Source organism: Oxalicibacterium solurbis (assembly GCF_014635845.1).
GTDB lineage: Bacteria > Pseudomonadota > Gammaproteobacteria > Burkholderiales > Burkholderiaceae_D > Oxalicibacterium > Oxalicibacterium solurbis.
This window is the reverse complement of sequence record NZ_BMDP01000003.1, coordinates 358,860-378,398: the sequence shown is the minus strand read 5'-3', so window position 1 is coordinate 378,398 and position 19,539 is coordinate 358,860. Positions and strand designations below refer to the sequence as shown.

Here is a 19,539-nt window from a genome sequence, read left to right as displayed (position 1 = left end):
GCCAAACAATGCCCTGCACCGAAATGTTTCATAAGGAACGCATGCGTGACGTGTTCGACGAATGCATTCACGCATCCGCGCACCGCCGTGATGCAGCGCCGCACATCTGCGCAGCCTTACAAGGTTTTGTCGCTGCATACATGACAAAGCCCGCGAAGGCGGGCTTGCCTGACATTGCAACGCAGCGAAGAAAGTTCGCGATCTTCAACCCTTGAAGAAGGCGAGAAGATCTGGATTGACGATCTGGGGATGCGTCGTGCAAAGGCCATGAGGCAGGCCCTTATAGGTGATCAGCGTTCCTTTCTTCAACAACTTGACAGTGAGGGGCGCGGAATTCTGATAAGGAACAACTTGGTCGTCGTCACCATGCACAACGAGGACGGGGACAGTGATCGCTTTCAGATCTTCCGTGAAATCCGTCTCGCTGAAGGCCTTGATGCAGTCATAGTGGGCCTTGGCGCCGCCCATCATGCCTTGGCGCCACCAGTTCCAGATAACACCTTGATCAATCTTCGCACCGCTTCGGTTGTAGCCGTAGAAAGGTCCGCTCGGCACATCGAGGAAAAATTGCGTACGATTCATCGCTAACGCGGTGCGGAAGCCATCAAGTACTTCGATCGGCACACCACCAGGGCTCTTTGCCGTCTTCATCATGATCGGAGGCACGGCACCGATGAGTACTGCCTTGGCTACACGACCGGGCTTGGCGCGAGCTACATAGCGGGCCACCTCGCCGCCGCCTGTCGAGTGTCCGACGTGAATCGCATTCTTCAGGTCAAGATGATCGGTGAGCGCCGCAACATCAGCAGCGTAGGTATCCATGTCATTGCCAGTGTCGGTCTGTGACGAACGGCCGTGACCCCGGCGATCATGTGCGATCACCCGATATCCCAGATTGAAAAAATACATCATCTGGTTATCCCAATCATCGGCGGAAAGCGGCCAGCCATGATGGAAAACGATGGCTTGCGCATTCTTGGGCCCCCAGTCCTTATAGAAGATCTCAACGCCGTCTTTAGTTTTGACGAAACTGCTACCTGTATTGCTGGTCATGGTTGTCGCTCCTTTTAGTGAGGTTGCTGCAATTGCGATATGGGGAATCATGGACAACCCTGCCAATGCAAGACCGCCCTGCAAAACTTCGCGCCGTGTTGCTGTGAAAGGTGAACCGGAATCGTTTTCTGACATCGTCTTCTCCTTGAACAAAGATCGGAACAGGTGCCTCAAATGACTGCTCGCAGATGGTTGAACCAGAGAGTGGAATTCATTAACGCTATGAATACACGCTCTGGTTCCATACCCTGCTACAGGCATAAACCGGCAACGCTCAGTAATCCCAGAAGATCGGCACCCAACGGAAGGCATCGCCGTCGACTGCTACCCGGCCGACGGATGGAAACGGCAGGTGCGCTGCCACCAACAGTCCGCCGTTCTCTGCCAGTTCCTGGAAAAGGCCGATCCGGACGCGGGTCGATTCTTCAGGATCATGTTCGAAGCCGTTTTGCCATTCGGGGTGGTCAAATCCCACCGGGAACATGGCATCGCCGGCGAACGTCAGCCGCTCACCGTCAGATGTGAGATCGACCACGCTGTGTCCCGGAGTATGGCCACCGGTGAGACGCACAACCACGCCTGGCGCAACCTCGTACTTGTCCTCGAAGATCTGCAGACGGTCACGATATTCGTTGTAGAAGCTCGTGGCAGTCGTACGCAGTACGCCTGGCACCGGCTTTGGCATGACGGTGTTGGAAAAATCCGGTGAGGTCCAGAACTCCACTTCCGTACGAGACACATGAATCCGCACATCCGGACGCAGCCGTTTTTTCATTTCGTCGACGAGCAGTCCGCCCACATGATCCATGTGCATGTGGGTAATGATCACGTCGGTGACGGATTCAAGGGCAATACCGGCGGCCTCCAGACGCTGGGGAAACTGGCCGGCGCGCGGAAAGCCGGAAAACTGCGCCCCCAGTCCCGCATCGATGAGGATGGTCTGATCGCCGGTACGCACCACCATCACGTTCAACGGCCAGTCGTATGCTTCCTGCGGCAGGAAATTGTCGTCCAGCCAGATTGCCAGATCGGCTGGGGCGACATTAGTCGCCATCGTCGAGGTAGGCAGCGGCAGCACTCCGTCGCTGATCACCAGTACGTCCATCTCGCCGAGCCGCAATGCATAGCGCGATGGAACCAGTTCCTGCGACGCGTTGACGATGCCCATATCAGTGTGCGTGTCGCGGCTGATCGGTTTTCTCTTTGTTTCCAGTTGAGTGTTGCTGATCATCTGATTCATTTCTATCTCCTGTTGAGTGTGGTGGATCATCTGCTTCAGTTTTGAAAACACGCGCGCCCGACTTCGGGTGAATCATTTTCCGCATGGGGAGCGCGGCTCATGCGGATGGATGTCTTAGAGATCGGTGACACGCTCCGGATCGGCGGAAGCGAGTGCAGCGGCGCGCTCGGCTTTCGGTGGATAGATCCAGATGGTGTTGATCTCCTGCTTTGTCTTCTTGGCGACGTCGCCGACCATTTCCACCGCACGATCCCAGCCACGCGTGAACAGCGCACCGGCTTCGCCGAGGTCGAGACAGGTGACGTAGGCTTTTTGGTGATAAGGCTTGGTCGCAACGCCGAGCAATTCCGCCGCAGCGTTATTGCCGGCGAACGCGCCCATCCGTGTGGCGTGCTGGCATGACATCAAGGCGACGTTGCCGTCGTCATCGCAGGCTGCACGCGCGGCGTCGCCGGTGGCAAAGACACCTTGAACACCCGGCACGCGCAGATCACGATCGACCAGCAGACGGCCAAAGTTGTCCCGCTCGGCGCCGATTTGCTGTGTCAGCGGTGCAGCACGAATACCGGCCGCCCAGACCACGGTCTGGCTTTCAATGTGTTCGCCGCTGGACAAGGTGACGCCAGATGCGTCGAGCGAGGCAATGCCGGCACCGAGGCGGGTTTCTATGCCGAGTTTTTGCAGCGCCTCGTCGATAACAGGGCGGGCTTCGCCCCCCATGTCCGGTGCAATCACTTCGTTGCGGTCGACGATGATGATGCGAGCCTTGGCATCCTTGCCAAGAATGGCGCGCAGACGCCCCGGCAATTCGGTTGCCGCCTCGATGCCGGTGAAGCCGCCACCGACGACAACGATCGTGTTGCGCCCATTCGTAGCCGGACGCTGGGCGAGGCCATGCAGATGCTTGTCGAGAGTAACCGCATCGTCGAGCGAGTCGACGCTGAAGCCATATTCGGCAAGGCCAGGAATGTTCGGGCGGAACAGGCGGCTGCCCGTAGCGACGACCAGACGGTCGTAGGAAAGCGATTTGCTCGCGCCGTTTCCAGCGGAAATCTGTACCGTGCGGGATTGCGTGTCAACCATCTCGGCGCTGCCTTGCACATAGACGACGTCGATGGCGTTCAGCACATCCAGCAGCGGAGCGGTGAGGGTTTCCGGATTCGGTTCGTAGAGCCGTGGACGAACCACCAGTGTCGGCTCCGGAGCCACTAGTGCAATTTCCAGTTCTTTTGGCGAGGTGCCGTGAATGTCGCGCAGACGCGCCGCGGAAAGTGCGGCGTACATACCGGCGAAGCCGGAACCTATGATAACGAGTCGCATGTGATTACTCCTTTGATCAGATGAAGTGAACGATTTACTGAATCGCGCACACGATTGCGGCTTGATGCGATTGCATGCTGGCTGATGAAGCTGCCAAACTATTTTTTGTCTTCATCGGTTGTTGTCGTGAGCACAGCCATAATTTAGTGAATCGCACCCGCAACAACTCCAGAGCAATTGATCTGGTTGTAGAGAGATTGCTATTAAGGTGGGCGTTATCGTCAATTACCCGATGGCTTCGGCGACGGGGCGCGTCGATGCAACGGTGAAATTGCCTAAGAAGGATGAATGGCAGTGCGACCGGCAAGATCAATATTCCCGTCGTGCAGGCTTTGGAACGTCGATTGGCGTCGACAGCTCGAACTCACCGCGAGGAGTTCTCGTCTTGACGGGAAATGGAGGATGGAACTTGGTTGTAGTGCGATTGCTGTTTAACGCATGCGTCGGCGCCAATCGCTCGGGGTTTCACCAGTCAGTTTCCGAAAACTCGCAGCAAAGGCGGTTTGGGATGTATAGCCAAGCGTTGCCGCGACCGACATGACAGAGACGTCCGTGTCGCGCAGCATGTTCATGGCTTGATCGAGCCTGTGCTGGCGCAGCCAGGCGTGAGGAGACAGACCTGTACTTTCCTTGAAGGCACGGCAGAAGTGAAATCTCGACAAAGCCGCCTCCGCAGCAAGGGCTGCCAAAGAAACATCTGCATCACTGTCTGACCTCAAGCGCTCGACCGCACGCAACAGAGTCTTCGGCGCCAGCCCACCCTTGATTGGCTGAATCGTGGTTGGCGAGCCGGTGTGTGCAGTGAGAAGACGTGTAGCCAACAGGTCTATCAGTTGCTGTCGGAAAAGTGTGTCTAGCGCTTCATTGCCCACCAAGCAATCTGCGGCGCTCAATAGTAAGCGGGATGTAACGGGATCGGGCTGCGCAGTTCGCTCAAGAAGATCAACAGGTGTAGCAATGTTCGCCTCATCAACGACGCGTTCGAGTGATGCATGAGGGAGATAAAGCTGAACGACATCGACAGGTTTCGGGATATCCCATCGTGAACTCGACCCTTCCGGAATAATGATGACCACCCCAGGACGAAATGTTCCTGTAACAATAGACCTTCCCGATCGCCGCTCCATGCGTTGTACAGTGCCGTTATAAGCCATGATGACGTGATGCGTCATGGGCTGTACGACATCGTGCAAGGGATCATGTTTCCAATGTGCGATACCCGCACCGGACGAATCCAGCACCATACGAAATGGTGTGGTACCGAGCACACGTGACATCTCCGCATCAGCAAGACGACTATCGGAAGCCGGTAATCTGCTCTGATGCACCTCAGGCATGGCTCGCCCGTTTCCCGAGGAAGTGTGCAAGATTTTGGGTGGCGGAAACTATTTAAATTTCCGAGGCACGCGACGGTCATTGCACCATTTACGTAGCGAGATTCTTGTTTGATTTATTAACCAGCATGCCAGGCGGGAATAATACTCCCATGAATACCGGGACATGGCAGATTTGCCAAGAAAATTCTTTGATAAATATGTGACAACAACGTGAATTCAGCTTGGCGTGGTTTCACGTACAAATTGACGGCGTAACCGTCGACATGTGGAAATCCCGCTAAACTAATGCCCCATTGGCATCCGCCTTTTTTGCAAGCGACCGCTGTAACCATGAAACCCATCGCACCCGGCACCATCATCTTCCATCGCCATCGTGGCTATGGCGTGATCACGGCCGTCAATCTGATGACGGGATGGATTTCGGCGCGCTTCGGCAACGAGATGCGCACGCTCGACCTCAACCTGTCGAGCGACGAAGTCCAGCATGCCGATGGCGAACCCATCCTGTTTCGCCGCGCACCGCCGGACCAGATGCCGCACGCTCGCCTGATGGCAATGGTGCGGCAGTTGCATCAGGCTGGCTATCAGCGCCTGTATCTGTACAGCTGGCCCAAACCCTCAGGCCTGCACTGGCGCTGGCACTTGTTTACCGGCCCGCGCAACTGGATGGAACGGCCATGGCGCGAAGGCTGGTACGGCTCGGGTGCCGATTACATCTTCAATCCGGTGATGGGCTGGGGTGACGCACCCGGCGAAACAACCGAAGAGCTGGTGAGCACGCTGGCGCAGTTCGATCCGGTCGGCATGGCGCAGGCGCTGGGGCGCGACGAGGATCACACCGCGTGGTTCGAGGCTGTCTGCGAAATGCTGCTGCCCGACTATACATATACGCTGGGCTGGGACAGCCGCGACGGCCAGTTGCCGGATGTGCTGCCGATCATTCCCGTGCGCCGCGGCGTACCGCCTTACAGCGGACCGGCGCTGCCGTGGCCGCCAGGCTGGATCAAGATGTGGGGCGGCGGTCATCTGGCGACCACCACGGCGACTCTGCTGCCGTCGAAGAAACGCCGTTCCGCCGATCGCGGTCCGGCCGACACCGAGTCCGATATCCTCCGCTGACGCTTCAGTCCTGCTGAACCTGCAGCACATTGCGCGGCGCGCCATTAGCGAAATCAACGATGTTCTGAAACGCGCTGTGGAAGTACAGCTCGTAGCTATCCTTTTCCACATAGCCCAGGTGCGGCGACGCCAATACATTTTCCATCTGCAGCAATGGCGAGGTCGGCGGCAGCGGTTCGCTTTCATAGACATCCAATGCCGCATATCCAGGCCGACCAGCCTGCAGCGACGACAGCAGCGCATCCGGCTGCAGCAATTCCGCTCGGCTGATGTTGACGAACAGAGCATCGGGTTTCATCCGCTGCAGATCGTCCGCCGATACGATGCCGCGCGTCTGCTCGTTCAGCCGCAGGTGCAACGACAGGACGTCGCTCTCGGCGAGCAATGCTTCCTTCGATGCCGCAAGCCGATAGCCGTCCTGCGCTGCCGTTGCAAGACTCGCTTCGCGTCCCCACACGACCACATCCATGCCGAACGCCTTGCCGTAGGCGGCGACACGACGACCGATCCGACCGTAACCCCAGATACCGAGCGTGCGGCCTTTCAATGTGCGACCCAACGTATTGTGTTGCGGATGCAGCGAGGCGGTTTGCCACAAGCCATCCTTCAGGTTCGACAGATATTGCGGCAGCTTGCGCATCGCGGCCATGGTCAGCGCCCATGCCAGTTCAGCCGGTGCAGTCGGATCGCCGACGCCTTCGCAGATCGTGATGCCGCGTGCTGCGGCAGCTGCCGTATCGATATGGCCGCTCACCTTGCCGGTTTGCGAAATCAACTTGAGGTTCGGCAGTTTTTCCAGTAGCGCGCGCGATAAAACCGTACGTTCGCGAATCAGTACGAGCGCATCAAATTCTCGCAAGCGAATCGCCAGCTGGCCGACACCGCGTGCGCTGCTGGTGAAGATCTTCACGTCATGTTCCTGCAGCAGCGAAAAGCAGTCGAGATGGCGGACGCAGTCCTGATAGTCGTCGAGAATCGCAATCTTCATCGTGGAAATCCGGCAGCAGGTATGGGAACGTTATGGAAACATATCGATGGATAACAGCACTGCGTATTATCCGACAGCCGCCTACGATTTCGGCAGCAATAGCGGCAGCAATAGCGGCAGCAATAGCGGCAGCAATAAAAAAGCCGCTGACATCAGCGGCTCTTCAGGAAAGATTTGGCATCAAGCATTCTGCACATTGCGCACGGCATCAGGGGAATTGTCGGCGCGCGATTCGAGTCTCTGGCGAATGCGCTCCCAAAGCCTATCGTGAACCGGCAACAGGATCACGTTACAGATAGGTTCCACAACCGCCGCAACACCGCCCAGGGCAATCGAGCCCGTGAATGCATACATGACGGCAAAGGCGACGCTCATATGCAAAGCGACCTGGCTGACGGTTCTGGCTGCGGTGACCATGATGATTCCTTTCCTTGTGCATTCTGAAGTGCGATGAAGCAAAGGATAATCATTCTCGCTCAATAGAACAATTAAATATATTTAAACAAATTGATAGTTATTAACTATATTTTGAGATTCGGCGTACAATAGGGCTACAAGCTAGGGCAACAAGCTAGGGCAACAAGCAATACTTTCCCATTCAGGTCCATCCGTGTTCCGACGTTTTCTGCGCACCTGTGCGCTGACCCTCCGTTATCTGCGCAGTTTGTTTCATTTCCTGTGGGCAATGCAGGGGCGCGAACGCACGCGCCTGTGGCACGAGATGCACCAGATGCGCGGCCTGATCCCGCTGTTGATGAAGCGGCGCAACGGTGAGCATTGGACGGAGCTGGATCGTCGACGCATCCGCGTGCATCTGCACAAGCTGATGGAATTGAGTCCTTACATGCTGCTGTTCATCGCGCCGGGCGGCTTTTTTCTATTACCGGTGCTGGCGTGGTGGCTGGATCGGCGTCATCCGAAACCGCGGCCGGAGCCGGAACCGGAACTGATTACGGCCGATATCCCGGAGCAGCTTCCGCAGTAACAGCTGCATCGTAGACGATGGCCGTACGCCCGCGCAGACGACGATAACCGGCAATCGCCAGATGCAATGTCACGCAGGTCGCCCACACCAGCCATAGCGACCACAGATTGTGCGAGACAAAATGTGCGCCGCGCACGACCTGTACGGCACTCATCACCGTTCCCAACACCAGGCTGAAAATCAGCACACAGCGCGCCCACTTTGGCGCCTTCTCGCGCAGCGCGAAATAGCCCGCGATCAACACGAATCCGGCCGAAGCATGGCCGCCCGGCCAGCACTGTCCTTTATGCACGATGGTCGTTACCGCATCGAACAGCGGAAACCAGAAATCGCTGCCGCCGTAGACAGCCAGGTCATAAGGACAAGAGTGAGGACTTGCTCCTTTTAGCGATTGCACCAGCCATGATGCAAGACCGCCCATCACGATGAAGGTCAGCAGCACTTGCCGCCAGGATTGCAGCGCACGCACGCGGATGGAGGCAAACGCAAGGCCGATACAGATGAGCCAGGCAACCACACTGATTTTCTTCAGTACCGCATGTCCCCAGAAAAACAGCGGGCGGTTGTGTTCGAGCGGAAACGTTCGTGTCACCGGATCGAAGAAGTGTTGCGTCACCCAGAAATCAAACGTGCCGCTACGCGAAATCCACGTAAACACGATGCCGGCGGCAACCAATCCGAATAAATTGGCGAAGATGAAACGGCGCGAAGAATTTTCCACTGTGCACTTCCCGGCGGGGCAATCACAAAAGCGATCGAAATTACCGCCCCGTCAGTTAAGGGCACGTTAAGGGCTGTTCTTTTTGCTGTAGATTACGCAGCAACCAGCCTTTTTCCCTGTCCTGTCATGAGGAGACGAACATGGCGTATGTAGATGGTTTTGTGGTGCCGGTACCGAAAGGCAATCTCGAGAAATACCGGGAGATTGCAACCCAGTGCGGCAAGGTGTGGATGGAACACGGCGCATTGCAGTATCGCGAAAGCGTGGCCGATGATGTCAAACCCGGCAAGCTGACGTCATTTCCGCAAAGCGTGGATCTCAAAGACGACGAGATCGTGATCTTTTCGTGGATCGTCTACCAGTCGCGCGCACACCGCGACGAGGTGAACGACAAGGTCATGAAAGATCCGCGTATCGCCGGCATGTCGCCGGAGACGATGCCCTTCGATGCGCGGCGGATGATTTACGGCGGATTCGAGATGATCGTCGATCTGTAACGGCAAGCGTTCACATCAGGCAGCACGTGCCTCTGCAGGAAAATCGCGCACACGAATCAAGCCTTCCTGCGCCACCGTCGCTACCAGCACACCTTCCCGATTGTAGACGTGCGCCATGCACAGGCCGCGCCCTCCCGATGCGTTCGGTGTCTCGATGGCGAACAGCAGCCATTCATCCATGCGGAATGGCCGGTGAAACCAGATCGTGTGATCGAGGCTGGCAATCTGCATGCGCGGATCGCCGACACTGATGCGATGCGGCTGCAGTGCCGTCCACAGCAGACCGTAATCCGAAATGTAGGCGAACAGGCTTTCGTGCACATACGCATCGTCCGGCAAACGCGTCGGCGTACGCACCCAGACATGGCGATGCGTACTGCCTTGCGGACCGCTCAGCAGATCGCCATCGTGTTCCGCACGAAAGTCCATCGGCACCGGACGGAACGGCCAGGCCGCGCCGCCATGCTCCTTCCACGCCACGACGCTGGAAGGCAAGGTTTCCGGATCGGACATAGCTGGCGGCGGCTTCTGGTGCGACAGTCCCTCTTCCGGCGACTGGAATGACGTCGACATCACGAAGATCCGCTTGCCGTCCTGCTTCGCCACTACGCGCCGTGTACTGAAGCTGCCACCATCACGCACGCGCTCGACTTCGTATTCGATCGGCAGGCGCAAATCGCCGGGCAGAATAAACAGCGCATGCAATGAATGCGGGCGACGATCTGTTTGCGGCACCGTCATGTTTGCCGCATGCAGCGCTTGTCCAAGAACCTGTCCGCCGAACACATGCGGCACGCCCATGAAATGGCTCTGTCCGATGAAATTATCCTCACCTGACGGCTTCAGCTCCAGCAGCTGCACAATCTCATCGGTGTTGAACAATGTCGAATCAGTCATGTTTCGATCCATCATGCCTTGCGCACATCAGCGACGATTTCGTACGAGCGTTTGCGTGCTTCGTGATCGTAAGCCATCGTATGAATGATGATCTCGTCTACTTGCGTGGTATCGAGAAATTCCTGCAGCCTTGCTTTTACCGTCGATGCATCGCCGATGATCGAGCCACGCAGCATCGATTCGACCGAGATGCGTTCGTGCGGCAACCACGCATCGTCCATGCTCGCAACCGGCGGCGGCAAACGTATCGGCTCGCCACGCACCAGCGCCAGATGCATCTGCTGCTGCGACGTCGCCATGCGTTGCGCCTGTTCTTCGGTATCGGCCGCAAACACGTTGACACCCACCATGGAATACGGCTTGTCGAGCGCTCCCGGACGGAAGGTTTCACGATACAGGCGCAATGCCGCCAGCATGTAGTCTGGCGCGAATTGACCGGCAAAAGCGAACGGCAAACCGAGATAGCCGGCCAGCTGCGCGCTGTAGCTGCTGGAACCGAGCAACCAGATCGGAACGTCGAGCCCCTGTCCCGGCACTGCCTGCACCGGCGCATCTTCATCGGTCGGGCGAAAGAATGCGCGCAACTCGTTCAATTGACGTGGAAACTCACTGCCGTCGTCGTTGACCTGGCGGCGTAATGCGCGCGCCGTGGCCTGATTGGAGCCGGGTGCACGGCCGAGGCCGAGATCGATACGGCCAGGGTACAGCGACGCCAGCGTGCCGAACTGCTCGGCGACGACCAGCGGCGCATGATTGGGCAGCATGATGCCGCCGGAACCGACACGTATCGTCGATGTGCCGCCGGCCACGTGGCCGATGACGACCGCCGTCGCCGCGCTCGCAATGCCCGGCATGCTGTGATGCTCGGCCAGCCAGATGCGGTGATAACCCAGCTTTTCCACGTGTTGCGCCAAATCGCGCGAACGGCGGAAAGCATCGGCAGCATCGCCCTCGGCAATAATCGGCGACAGGTCCAGTACGGACAGCGGAATGTCTTTTAACGATTTCATGGAACCCGAACCCTTCTTCAGCCACGCATGCGGCAGTGAATACAAACGTGCGCGCAGGCAGACCGACAGCATAGCGTGAATCGAAAAATCGGTTTGGCAACAACAAATTCCCGATGGGCGATCTCTGCGACATAAGAATTGTCCAGACTCCCCTCTACCAGATTTGGCAATTTCCGAGTACCCGTCGTTCATGAATGCAACGGCGCGATCCGGTACCACCCATCAATTGGGCAACTGCCTGAATCCGCAAATGGTTCGCCGTTGGGTCAATGGCCGGCACATTTTTCTCGATCGGCGTAGAGTTTGTTCTGCCGAGTGCTTGGCACTCGGCCGTTTTTCATTTGCCTGTCTCATCGAGGAAAAACATGACTGCACAAAAACAACCCGTATGGTTCATCACCGGATGCTCGACCGGCTTCGGCCGCTATCTCGCCGCCCATACACTGTCGCTCGGTTATCCGACCGTCGTCACCGCACGCAACATCAAACAGGTGGAAGATCTCGTGGCCGGCCATGAAGACCACGCGCTGGTATTGACGCTCGACGTGACGAAGCCGGAGCAGGTTGCAGCTGCCGTCGATGCGGCAGAACAGCGTTTCGGGCGCATCGACGTGCTGGTCAACAATGCGGGCGTCGGCTACTTCGGTTCGTTCGAGGAAAGCGACATCGCTGCCGTACGCAATATGTTTGAGATCAATGTCTGGGGCCTGACACAGATGACGCGCGCCGTATTGCCTCTGATGCGCCGCCAGCGCAGCGGCCATATCGTCAATATCTCGTCGGTCGGCGGTCTTGCCGCATTTCCGGCGCTAAGCTTTTACAATTCATCGAAATTTGCCGTCGAGGCATTGTCCGAATCGCTGTCGCACGAAGTCGCGCCGCTCGGCATCAAGGTATTGATCATCGAACCCGGACCATTCCGCACCGACTGGGCAGGGCGTTCAGCGGACGAACAGCCCATCGGCATCCCGGATTACGACGCCACCGCAGGCGAACGCATGCGCATGATTCGCGGCTACAGCGGCAAACAGCCGGGCGATCCGCAACGTGCCGCCGCCATCATCGTGCAAACGGTCGAAGCAGCTGATCCACCATTACGACTGCTGCTCGGCAAAGCTGCGATGAACGGTGCACGCAACAAGCTGGTGTGGCTGCAGAGAGACTTCGACAACTGGGCCGAAATCAGCGCATCGGCGGATTTTCCGGAAGATTGATTGCCCGGTACGGTACGCATCAAGTAGCCATCGCGAAGCCGACACAACAGTTTTGCCGGCTGCGTGATGCGCCGAGGGAAATTTACGCGGCCGTTTTGCAGAATGCGCCAGCATCGGCCGTGTAAGTTTTTCACTTCATCGCGACGGTCAATTTAATCCTTACCAAGCGCAGAATCGCTCACTACAATGAGGATTCGCAATCTGGAAAGGAGATCGACATGTTCCCAGTCCGTTCCGTTCTTGCTTCTGCCTTGTCTTCCGCCATGCTCATCGCACTGCTCGCCGGCTGCGATCGCGCGGAAACTCCGCCTGCACCAAAGACCGGCGATTCGCCGGGCACTAGTGGTTCGATCGCCTCGCCACCCAGCAGCATGCCCGCACCGGAAACTTCCACACCGCCTGCTGCACCGGATGGTGCATCCGGCGATAGCGGTGATGCCTCCGGCCCCACGCAAGCTCATCCAAAGGATTTGAGCAAACAGGAAGAGAGCACCACCATGCCGAATTCCGGCCAGGCGAACAATCACTCTACCGCCAATCCCGTCACCGACCAGAAATAAGGTCGTGATGGATACCGGAACGCTCGTCTGGCAAACGTTGCGTGAGGAATTTTCCGACATCAGCGATCCGGCACAGGTCACGCGCGTCTGCGCGCGCCTGCTGGTCGCTGTCGTACTCGGTGGGTTGCTCGGCTACGAACGCGAATCGCGCGGCATCTCGGCCGGCTTGCGCACGCATATGCTGGTTGCGCTCGGCGCTGCCATCTTCGTGCTGGTGCCGCTGGAAGCAGGCGTCAGCCAGGCCGATCTGAGCCGCGTATTGCAAGGCGTAGTGACCGGCGTCGGCTTTCTCGGTGCCGGCGCGATCATCAAGCTGAATCAGGAGCAGGAAATCAAGGGGCTGACAACCGCCGCCAGCGTCTGGCTGACCGCCGCGATCGGCGTGGCTGCAGGTATGGGACGCGAAATGACGGCGATTCTCAGCGCACTGTTGGCACTGTTCATTCTGGCCGCCCTGCGCGGCGCCGGCAGCGAACGCCGCAATGAAACCACCTGAACAAAATTAAAAATCGGCGTGTCAGGCCAATAGATGCACGGTGAACTCGGTACCTGAGTCTTCCTCGCTCTGGACCAGAATCGTGCCGCCATAACGTGCCACCAGCGTGTAACTGATCGACAGCCCAAGGCCGGTGCCGCCCTGGCGCTTGGTCGTGAAGAAGGCATCGAACACACGCGGCAAATCTTCGCGCCGAATGCCGGCACCAGTATCGGCCACACGAATGTCGACGCCGCTGGTATCGTTTTCACCGTACCAGTCCGCAGTCTCGATCGTCAGGCTGCCGCCGTTCTTCATCGCATGAATGGCATTGGTGAACAGATTGATCAGCACCTGCTGCAGTTCGCCGCGATTGATCGGTACCGCCATCGTCGCGCCCTTGCGATGTTCGACGCGAATGTCGCACTGGTTCAGCAGATGACGCACCAGCACCAGCGAATCCGTGACCACGTCGTCCACCATGATCGCTTCCACATAGCCGGCGAATTCGCCCGGATTAGCGAACTGCAGCAGCTTGGTGACGATAGTATTGACGCGCTGAATCTGCTGGTCCATCAGCTTCAATTCGCCCTGCACCGGCGCCGCTGCCTGGCCCAACGTATCGCGCAGCACATCGAGATTGCCTTGCAATACGGCGACCGGATTGTTGATCTCATGCGCAACACCGGCGGTGATCTCGCCGATGGCGGCTAGCTTCTCCGCCAGTACAAGCTGCTGCTGCGCCTGCACCAGCAACTTATTGGTCGCTTCCAGTTCCATCGTGCGCTCGACCACCTTGCGATCCAGTTGTTCGCCCCAGGTTTTCAGCTCGTGATTCTGCGCCTGCACGGTATCGAGCAATTCATCCAGGTGTCGCGACAGGCTACCCAGTTCGTCGCGGGATGGCGTACCGCCGCTGCGCGCATCCATGTCGCCCATTTCGACCGCCGTCATCGTCCGGTTCATCGCCGCCAGCGGCGCGTAGATGCCGCGCGCCACACGCAACGAAAAATACACGCCACCCATGCCGATTACCGCAAACAATGCCGCCAATAGATAGAACGCGGTTTCCTTGGCCTTGCGGAAGGGCGCTTCCAGATAGCCGACATACAACATGCCGACACGCCGTCCGAAACTGTCGGAAATCGGTTCGTAAGCGGAGATATACCAGTCATGCACGACAAAGGCGCTGTCGAGCCAGGTCTTGCCGTCATTGAGCACGTGATTGCGCACCACCTGCGAGGCACGCGTGCCAAGCGCACGGCGATTGCCGAACAGTCGCACATTGGTGGCAATGCGCACGTCGTCGATGAACAGCGTGGCGGTGCCGGCGCTGCCTTCCGGCAGCGAGCCTTCCGCATAGACGAGGCTGTTGATGGTATCGACGAAAGGCAGGTTCTGGTTCAGTAGCACGCCGCCTTCTAGCACGCCGAGCATGCGACCTTCGCCGTCATAGATCGGTGTGGCGGCGTGGATCACCATGCCGCTGGTTTCGGCCGTCTTGGTGGTCGGCGTCGCATTCGGCGTATCGACCAGTTCCAGATGTGCCTGTTGCGCCATGTGTGCGTCGAGCCGGCGTAGCTGCGCTTCCGTATAGATATCGATGTCGTTGCTGGCATTGCCCTGCAGCGCCGATTGCACGATCGGCCAATGCGAATTGTCGAGCGTGCCGAGCGCTACCGTCGACACGCGCAAGTGGCCTTCGGTATCGAGGAAATTCAGAAAATCGAGACCAAGCGCAATCTGCCGCTCCGCCAGCAGCTGCTGGATGGTCGCATTGCTGCCGTCCTCGATCGTTTTCACCAGCGGATGCGAATTGCCCAGACTGGAAACGTCGAGGCCGACGCGATCGCGCACATGCAGGAAATATTCGTGCGCCACCGCCAGATCGCTGCTGACCTTGAACGTCAGTAATCGATCGTAATAGCCGACACCCCAGTAAAAGATCAGGAAAAACAGGATGGGGAGAACCGTGAGGAACGGTACCAGCGTCACCAGCAACAACTTGGTACGCACCGATGCGTTACCGAGAATGCGCAGTGTCATCCCCCATTGCATGAAGCGGCGCATCGCGTTCAATTGTTCAGACGCCCCATTCGGCACACTTGCGTTCCAGCGTCTTGCGCGACACGCCAAGACGGCGGCTGGCTTCGGTCTTGTTGCCCCCGCTTTCGGCAAGTATCTTCAGGATGTGCTGCTTCTCGATCGCTTCCAGCGACACTTCGCCATCCGCTGCGCGGTCTGCCACATTGATCGCCATGCGATTGCCGAATACGGCATCCGGCAGATTGCCGAGGATCAGCCAGCGCTCGACCAGATTGCGCAGTTCGCGCACATTGCCCGGCCACGAATAGGCTGCCATCGATGCCAGCACCTTGTCGTCCAGTGGGCGCGGCGGCACCCCGAGCTGTTGCGCCAGCTGCCGCACGAAGCTGGCAGCCAGCGCCGGAATGTCTTCGAGACGATCGCGCAACGGCGGCATCTGCAGTTGCACGACATTGAGTCGGTAATAGAGATCCTCACGGAAGCGGCCTTCCGCCACTTCCAGCTCGACATTACGATTGGTCGCGGCAATGACGCGCACATCCACCGGAATCTCGCGATCGGCGCCGACCGGCCGGATTTTCTTTTCTTCCAGCGCACGCAGCAGCTTGACCTGCATCGCCATCGGCAGTTCGCCGACTTCGTCGAGGAACAAGGTGCCGCCTTGCGCATAGAAGAACAGGCCTTCACGCGACGAAGCCGCGCCGCTGAACGCGCCTTTTACGTGGCCGAACAGTTCGCTCTCGATGATGTCCGGCGGCACCGCGCCACAGTTGATCGGTACGAAGTGATTGCGCGAACGATTGCTGAGGAAATGCATCGCGCGTGCCGCGACTTCCTTGCCGGTGCCGGATTCGCCGGTGATCAGCACGGTGCTCGGTACCGATGCCAGCCGCTCGATCGCATCGTGGATCGGCTGCAGCGCCGCCGACTGGCCGATCAGTCCGTCCGCGCCGGCCAGATCGGCATGCTGGTCCAGCTCGCGGCGCAGCACGAAGTTTTCGCGGCGCAGGTGTGCACGATCGAAGCAGCGACCGATCGCGCTCAGGATTTGGTTCACGCGGAAAGGCTTCAGCAGAAAATCAGCGGCGCCGGCGCGCAATGCGCGGATGGCGATATCGAGATCGGCGAAGGCGGTGATCAATACGACGTCGTTGTACAGCCCGCGCGCGCGGATTTCATGCAGCCAGTCCACGCCCGATTTTCCGGGCAATGAATTGTCGAGAATGATCAGATCGAAGTGCTGCTGGCCGAGCAGCACGGCGGCATCCTCGACCGATTCGGCCGTTTCAACACGGCTGCAGCGGCTGGCCAGCGTGCGCTTGAGAAAACTGCGCATGCCGGGTTCGTCATCGACGATCAGGATGGAGCGATGCTGCCAGCCGCCAAAGGCTTCGGTGAATGATTCGTCGGCGTTCGAGGCCGTCGTGATTGCAGCACTCATCAAGTATTCGTTCATTTATTCGGGCGACGTCCATTGTGCCGCGATTTTCCTGTCGACAGGGCAGATGCAAAGTTGCAATTTTTTCGTGGCGGGCGACGCACACATGAAAATGCCATGAAAAAAGGCGAGAGGCATGCCTCTCGCCCTGTTGCGGATGTTACCGCCGAATGTATCGTCAGATATTACTGCGATACGGCTGTTCTTACTGGAACAGCGCGGCCGCTTTCTGCAGTGTGGACGATACTCCCCACACAAGCGGAATACCGACGTACAGCCAGAAAATCACCATGAGGACCGGATTGGTGGGTCGGACTTCTTCCGTTGTCGAGTAATGCGTATTCATGAATATGCTCCTTGGAGTAGGTTCGATAGCTTCGGTCGATTCGAACTTAATGCGCGCCAGCCAGATCCGGCTCGGCGTTGCGCAGTTGCTGTTCGCTCATGTGGTGACGTCGATCCACCGGTTTGACCAACATGTTGCAGATGAAGCCCAGCACCAGCAGGCAAGCCATCACATACATCGTCACCTCGTACGAAGCAGCCTTGTCCACGCCATGCTCGACCTGGTACTGGCGAATGTAGTTGACCAGCACCGGGCCGAAGATGCCGGCCGCCGCCCAGGCCGTCAGCAGGCGACCGTGGATGCCACCGACATACTTGGTGCCGAACATGTCGGCCAGATAGGACGGGATCGTCGAGAAGCCGCCGCCGTACATGCTGATGATCACGCAATAGCACAGCACGAACAGCGCGACGCTGCCGGTCTGGCCGGTGTGCGGAACCAGCGTGTACAGGATGATGCCGAGGATGAAGAAGACGTAATAGGTGTTCTTGCGTCCGAGATAGTCGGAAGAGAACGACCAGAAGAAACGGCCGCCCATGTTGAACAGGCTCATCAGGCCGACGAAACCGGCAGCCGCAGCCGGCGTCACGCCGCCCTTGAAGGTTTCCTGGATCATCACCGAGGCCTGACCCAGCACGCCGATGCCGGCCGTCACGTTCAGGCACAACGCCAGCCACAGCAGGTAGAACTGCGGCGTCTTCAGCGCTTCGTCGATATGCACGTGGTTGCGCGTGATCATGCGGTTTTCCGTCGCCGGTGGCGTCCAACCCTTCGGCTGCCAGCCTTCTGCGGGAATACGGATCGTGAACGCGCCGATCACCATCGAGATGAAGTACAGGACGCCCATCACAACGAAGGTCTGAATCACGCCAACCGAGGTGGCGGTCTTGAAGGTATTCATCAGGAATACCGACAGCGGTGCAGCAACCATCGCGCCACCGCCGAAACCCATGATCGCCAGGCCGGTCGCCATGCCGCGACGATCCGGGAACCACTTGATCAGCGTCGAGACTGGCGACACGTAGCCGAGACCGAGGCCGATGCCGCCGATCACGCCATAACCGAGATAGAGCAACCAGATCTGGTGCAGCGCCACGCCGATCGCCGAAATCAGGAAGCCGCCGCCGAAGCAGCAGGCCGCGACAAACATCGTCATGCGCGGCCCGACCTTTTCCAGCCATTTACCACCGAACGCGGCGGACAAGCCGAGGAAGAAAATCGCCAGACTGAAAATCCATCCGATGGTCGTCAGCTTCCAGTCATCCGGTGCCGACTCGGTAATGCCGATCGCCTTGGACAGCGGGCCGTTGAACACACTGAATGCATAGGCCTGGCCGATACACAGATGGACTGCCAATGCGGCCGGCGGCACCATCCAACGGTTGAATCCCGGACCGGCAACCGTTCTTTCTTTCGCAAAAAATTTGAGCATGTGAAATCTCTCCTCTGATTTTTTCGACCGCAGCGTTCGCTGCGCCGGACGGAAACATTCCGTCGTTGGAGACCCACAAAGGCAATCGACATGCCAGCACGCGCCACGCGCTAAGTCGTTGATTTAGAAGAGGCCGGCTCAGTGCACTTACCCAATGACGCGACAATTTGACGCTGCATGCGCGACAAATTGTCTGTACTGAGCGAAAGAACAGGCTTCGCACACGGCCAGGCAATTGGCATTCAGCCAACACCCACCGCATCGCTCCGCGTGCATGACAACGCGCTACCAGTATTTCGGATAGGCATGACCGCGCAACACGCGGTTGTACAGCAGGCCGATCGTTGCGAGAACGAGCGCGCCGCTCAATGTCGGAAACAACAGGAAGTCCCACTGCGGCATCGCCAGGAAGATGATGACCGGATTGGAACCGGCCGGCGGATGCACGGTGCGCGTCAGCATCATTGCGGCAATCGCCAGCGAGACCGCCAGCGCCACGGCCCACCAGTGCGGTCCGAACAGCGTGAGGCAAAGCAGGCCGACGAAGCTGCTCAGCGTATGGCCGATGACGACATTGCGCGGCTGGGAAAAAGGCGCATCCGGAAACCCGAACACCAGCACGCAGGATGCGCCGAACGAACCCAGCATCAGCGCGGCATGGAAATTGCTGGCCAGCAGCGCAATGGCGGCGATCGCGACAAAACCGCCAAGCGCCGCCAGCAGCACGTGCCGGAATGCCGACCGCGGCGGAAAGTGCGAAGCGACGGGAGCGGGTGATGGAAGAGGATCGGACAGGTGATCCCGTTCTAATGTTGTCATGAGAATTCCACTTGTATTTTGCCGAATGAAAAATGCCGACGC

The 19,539-nt window shown here is 58.3% G+C and carries 21 protein-coding genes; 7 read left to right on the top strand and 14 right to left on the bottom strand.

Going from position 1 to position 19,539, the window contains the following annotated elements; all coding sequences use genetic code 11:
* Positions 1–41 precede the first annotated feature (41 nt).
* Positions 42–215, top strand: a complete 174-nt coding sequence (locus IEV40_RS11755) for a hypothetical protein (protein WP_188421886.1) — start codon at positions 42–44, stop codon at positions 213–215.
* Here the strand turns inward: IEV40_RS11755 and IEV40_RS11750 are convergent.
* The 4 genes from IEV40_RS11750 to IEV40_RS11735 form a co-directional block, all read right to left on the bottom strand.
* Positions 205–1,053 carry an alpha/beta fold hydrolase gene (locus IEV40_RS11750; protein WP_229724120.1) on the bottom strand — a complete coding sequence of 283 codons (849 nt, stop codon included), beginning with the start codon at positions 1,051–1,053 and terminating at the stop codon, positions 205–207. The genes IEV40_RS11755 and IEV40_RS11750 overlap by 11 nt on opposite strands.
* A 274-nt stretch (positions 1,054–1,327) precedes the next feature.
* Positions 1,328–2,221, bottom strand: coding sequence for an MBL fold metallo-hydrolase (locus tag IEV40_RS11745; protein WP_229724118.1), 894 nt, complete (start codon positions 2,219–2,221; stop codon positions 1,328–1,330).
* Positions 2,222–2,407: 186 nt separating this feature from the next.
* Positions 2,408–3,613: an NAD(P)/FAD-dependent oxidoreductase gene (locus IEV40_RS11740; RefSeq protein ID WP_188421881.1), complete on the bottom strand. Its 1,206-nt coding sequence runs from the start codon at positions 3,611–3,613 to the stop codon at positions 2,408–2,410.
* 431 nt (positions 3,614–4,044) lie between these two features.
* Positions 4,045–4,890 (bottom strand): helix-turn-helix domain-containing protein, encoded by an 846-nt coding sequence (locus IEV40_RS11735; RefSeq protein ID WP_188421879.1) that lies wholly within the window; start codon positions 4,888–4,890, stop codon positions 4,045–4,047.
* Between the two features lie 390 nt (positions 4,891–5,280).
* Between IEV40_RS11735 and IEV40_RS11730 the strand changes: the two genes are divergently transcribed.
* The gene (locus IEV40_RS11730; RefSeq protein WP_188421876.1) at positions 5,281–6,069 is read left to right on the top strand and encodes an L-asparaginase; all 789 of its coding nucleotides are present in this window, start codon (positions 5,281–5,283) and stop codon (positions 6,067–6,069) included.
* 4 nt (positions 6,070–6,073) lie between these two features.
* On the opposite strand, the gene IEV40_RS11725 is transcribed toward IEV40_RS11730, so the two are convergent.
* A complete protein-coding gene (locus tag IEV40_RS11725) occupies positions 6,074–7,057 on the bottom strand; it encodes a D-2-hydroxyacid dehydrogenase family protein (RefSeq protein WP_188421874.1) in 984 nt (327 codons plus the stop codon).
* Positions 7,058–7,237: 180 nt separating this feature from the next.
* The gene (locus tag IEV40_RS11720; RefSeq protein ID WP_188421873.1) at positions 7,238–7,474 is read right to left on the bottom strand and encodes a DUF2061 domain-containing protein; all 237 of its coding nucleotides are present in this window, start codon (positions 7,472–7,474) and stop codon (positions 7,238–7,240) included.
* A 193-nt stretch (positions 7,475–7,667) separates the two neighbouring features.
* Between IEV40_RS11720 and IEV40_RS11715 the strand changes: the two genes are divergently transcribed.
* On the top strand, positions 7,668–8,042 hold the full coding sequence (locus IEV40_RS11715) for a hypothetical protein (RefSeq protein WP_188421870.1): 375 nt from the start codon (positions 7,668–7,670) through the stop codon (positions 8,040–8,042).
* Here the strand turns inward: IEV40_RS11715 and IEV40_RS11710 are convergent.
* The gene (locus IEV40_RS11710; RefSeq protein ID WP_188421868.1) at positions 8,008–8,763 is read right to left on the bottom strand and encodes a phosphatase PAP2 family protein; all 756 of its coding nucleotides are present in this window, start codon (positions 8,761–8,763) and stop codon (positions 8,008–8,010) included. The two genes, IEV40_RS11715 and IEV40_RS11710, sit on opposite strands and share 35 nt — an antisense overlap.
* 140 nt (positions 8,764–8,903) lie before the next feature.
* On the opposite strand from IEV40_RS11710, the gene IEV40_RS11705 reads away from it, so the two are divergent.
* Positions 8,904–9,260 carry a DUF1428 domain-containing protein gene (locus tag IEV40_RS11705; RefSeq protein ID WP_188421866.1) on the top strand — a complete coding sequence of 119 codons (357 nt, stop codon included), beginning with the start codon at positions 8,904–8,906 and terminating at the stop codon, positions 9,258–9,260.
* Between the two features lie 15 nt (positions 9,261–9,275).
* Here IEV40_RS11705 and IEV40_RS11700 read toward each other — a convergent pair whose 3' ends face one another.
* Positions 9,276–10,157: an acyl-CoA thioesterase gene (locus tag IEV40_RS11700; RefSeq protein WP_188421864.1), complete on the bottom strand. Its 882-nt coding sequence runs from the start codon at positions 10,155–10,157 to the stop codon at positions 9,276–9,278.
* An 11-nt stretch (positions 10,158–10,168) separates the two neighbouring features.
* Complete coding sequence (locus IEV40_RS11695; RefSeq protein ID WP_188421862.1) at positions 10,169–11,167, bottom strand: LLM class flavin-dependent oxidoreductase; 999 nt, start codon at positions 11,165–11,167, stop codon at positions 10,169–10,171.
* 365 nt (positions 11,168–11,532) lie between these two features.
* Between IEV40_RS11695 and IEV40_RS11690 the strand changes: the two genes are divergently transcribed.
* The 3 genes from IEV40_RS11690 (at position 11,533) to IEV40_RS11680 (ending at position 13,437) form a co-directional block, all read left to right on the top strand.
* Positions 11,533–12,381, top strand: a complete 849-nt coding sequence (locus IEV40_RS11690) for an oxidoreductase (protein WP_188421860.1) — start codon at positions 11,533–11,535, stop codon at positions 12,379–12,381.
* A 218-nt stretch (positions 12,382–12,599) separates the two neighbouring features.
* Complete coding sequence (locus IEV40_RS11685; protein ID WP_188421859.1) at positions 12,600–12,941, top strand: hypothetical protein; 342 nt, start codon at positions 12,600–12,602, stop codon at positions 12,939–12,941.
* Between the two features lie 7 nt (positions 12,942–12,948).
* The gene (locus tag IEV40_RS11680) at positions 12,949–13,437 is read left to right on the top strand and encodes an MgtC/SapB family protein (RefSeq protein ID WP_188421857.1); all 489 of its coding nucleotides are present in this window, start codon (positions 12,949–12,951) and stop codon (positions 13,435–13,437) included.
* A gap of 21 nt (positions 13,438–13,458) precedes the next feature.
* Here IEV40_RS11680 and IEV40_RS11675 read toward each other — a convergent pair whose 3' ends face one another.
* From IEV40_RS11675 to IEV40_RS11655, 5 genes are all read right to left on the bottom strand, one after another.
* Positions 13,459–15,462 (bottom strand): sensor histidine kinase, encoded by a 2,004-nt coding sequence (locus tag IEV40_RS11675; protein WP_229724086.1) that lies wholly within the window; start codon positions 15,460–15,462, stop codon positions 13,459–13,461.
* A 37-nt stretch (positions 15,463–15,499) separates the two neighbouring features.
* Positions 15,500–16,903 carry a sigma-54-dependent transcriptional regulator gene (locus IEV40_RS11670; RefSeq protein ID WP_188421855.1) on the bottom strand — a complete coding sequence of 468 codons (1,404 nt, stop codon included), beginning with the start codon at positions 16,901–16,903 and terminating at the stop codon, positions 15,500–15,502.
* A gap of 202 nt (positions 16,904–17,105) precedes the next feature.
* Positions 17,106–17,246, bottom strand: coding sequence for an MFS transporter small subunit (locus IEV40_RS11665; RefSeq protein ID WP_188421853.1), 141 nt, complete (start codon positions 17,244–17,246; stop codon positions 17,106–17,108).
* Positions 17,247–17,292: 46 nt separating this feature from the next.
* A complete protein-coding gene (locus tag IEV40_RS11660) occupies positions 17,293–18,678 on the bottom strand; it encodes an L-lactate MFS transporter (RefSeq protein ID WP_188421851.1) in 1,386 nt (461 codons plus the stop codon).
* 285 nt (positions 18,679–18,963) lie between these two features.
* Positions 18,964–19,497: an HPP family protein gene (locus IEV40_RS11655; protein WP_188421849.1), complete on the bottom strand. Its 534-nt coding sequence runs from the start codon at positions 19,495–19,497 to the stop codon at positions 18,964–18,966.
* Positions 19,498–19,539 lie beyond the last annotated feature (42 nt).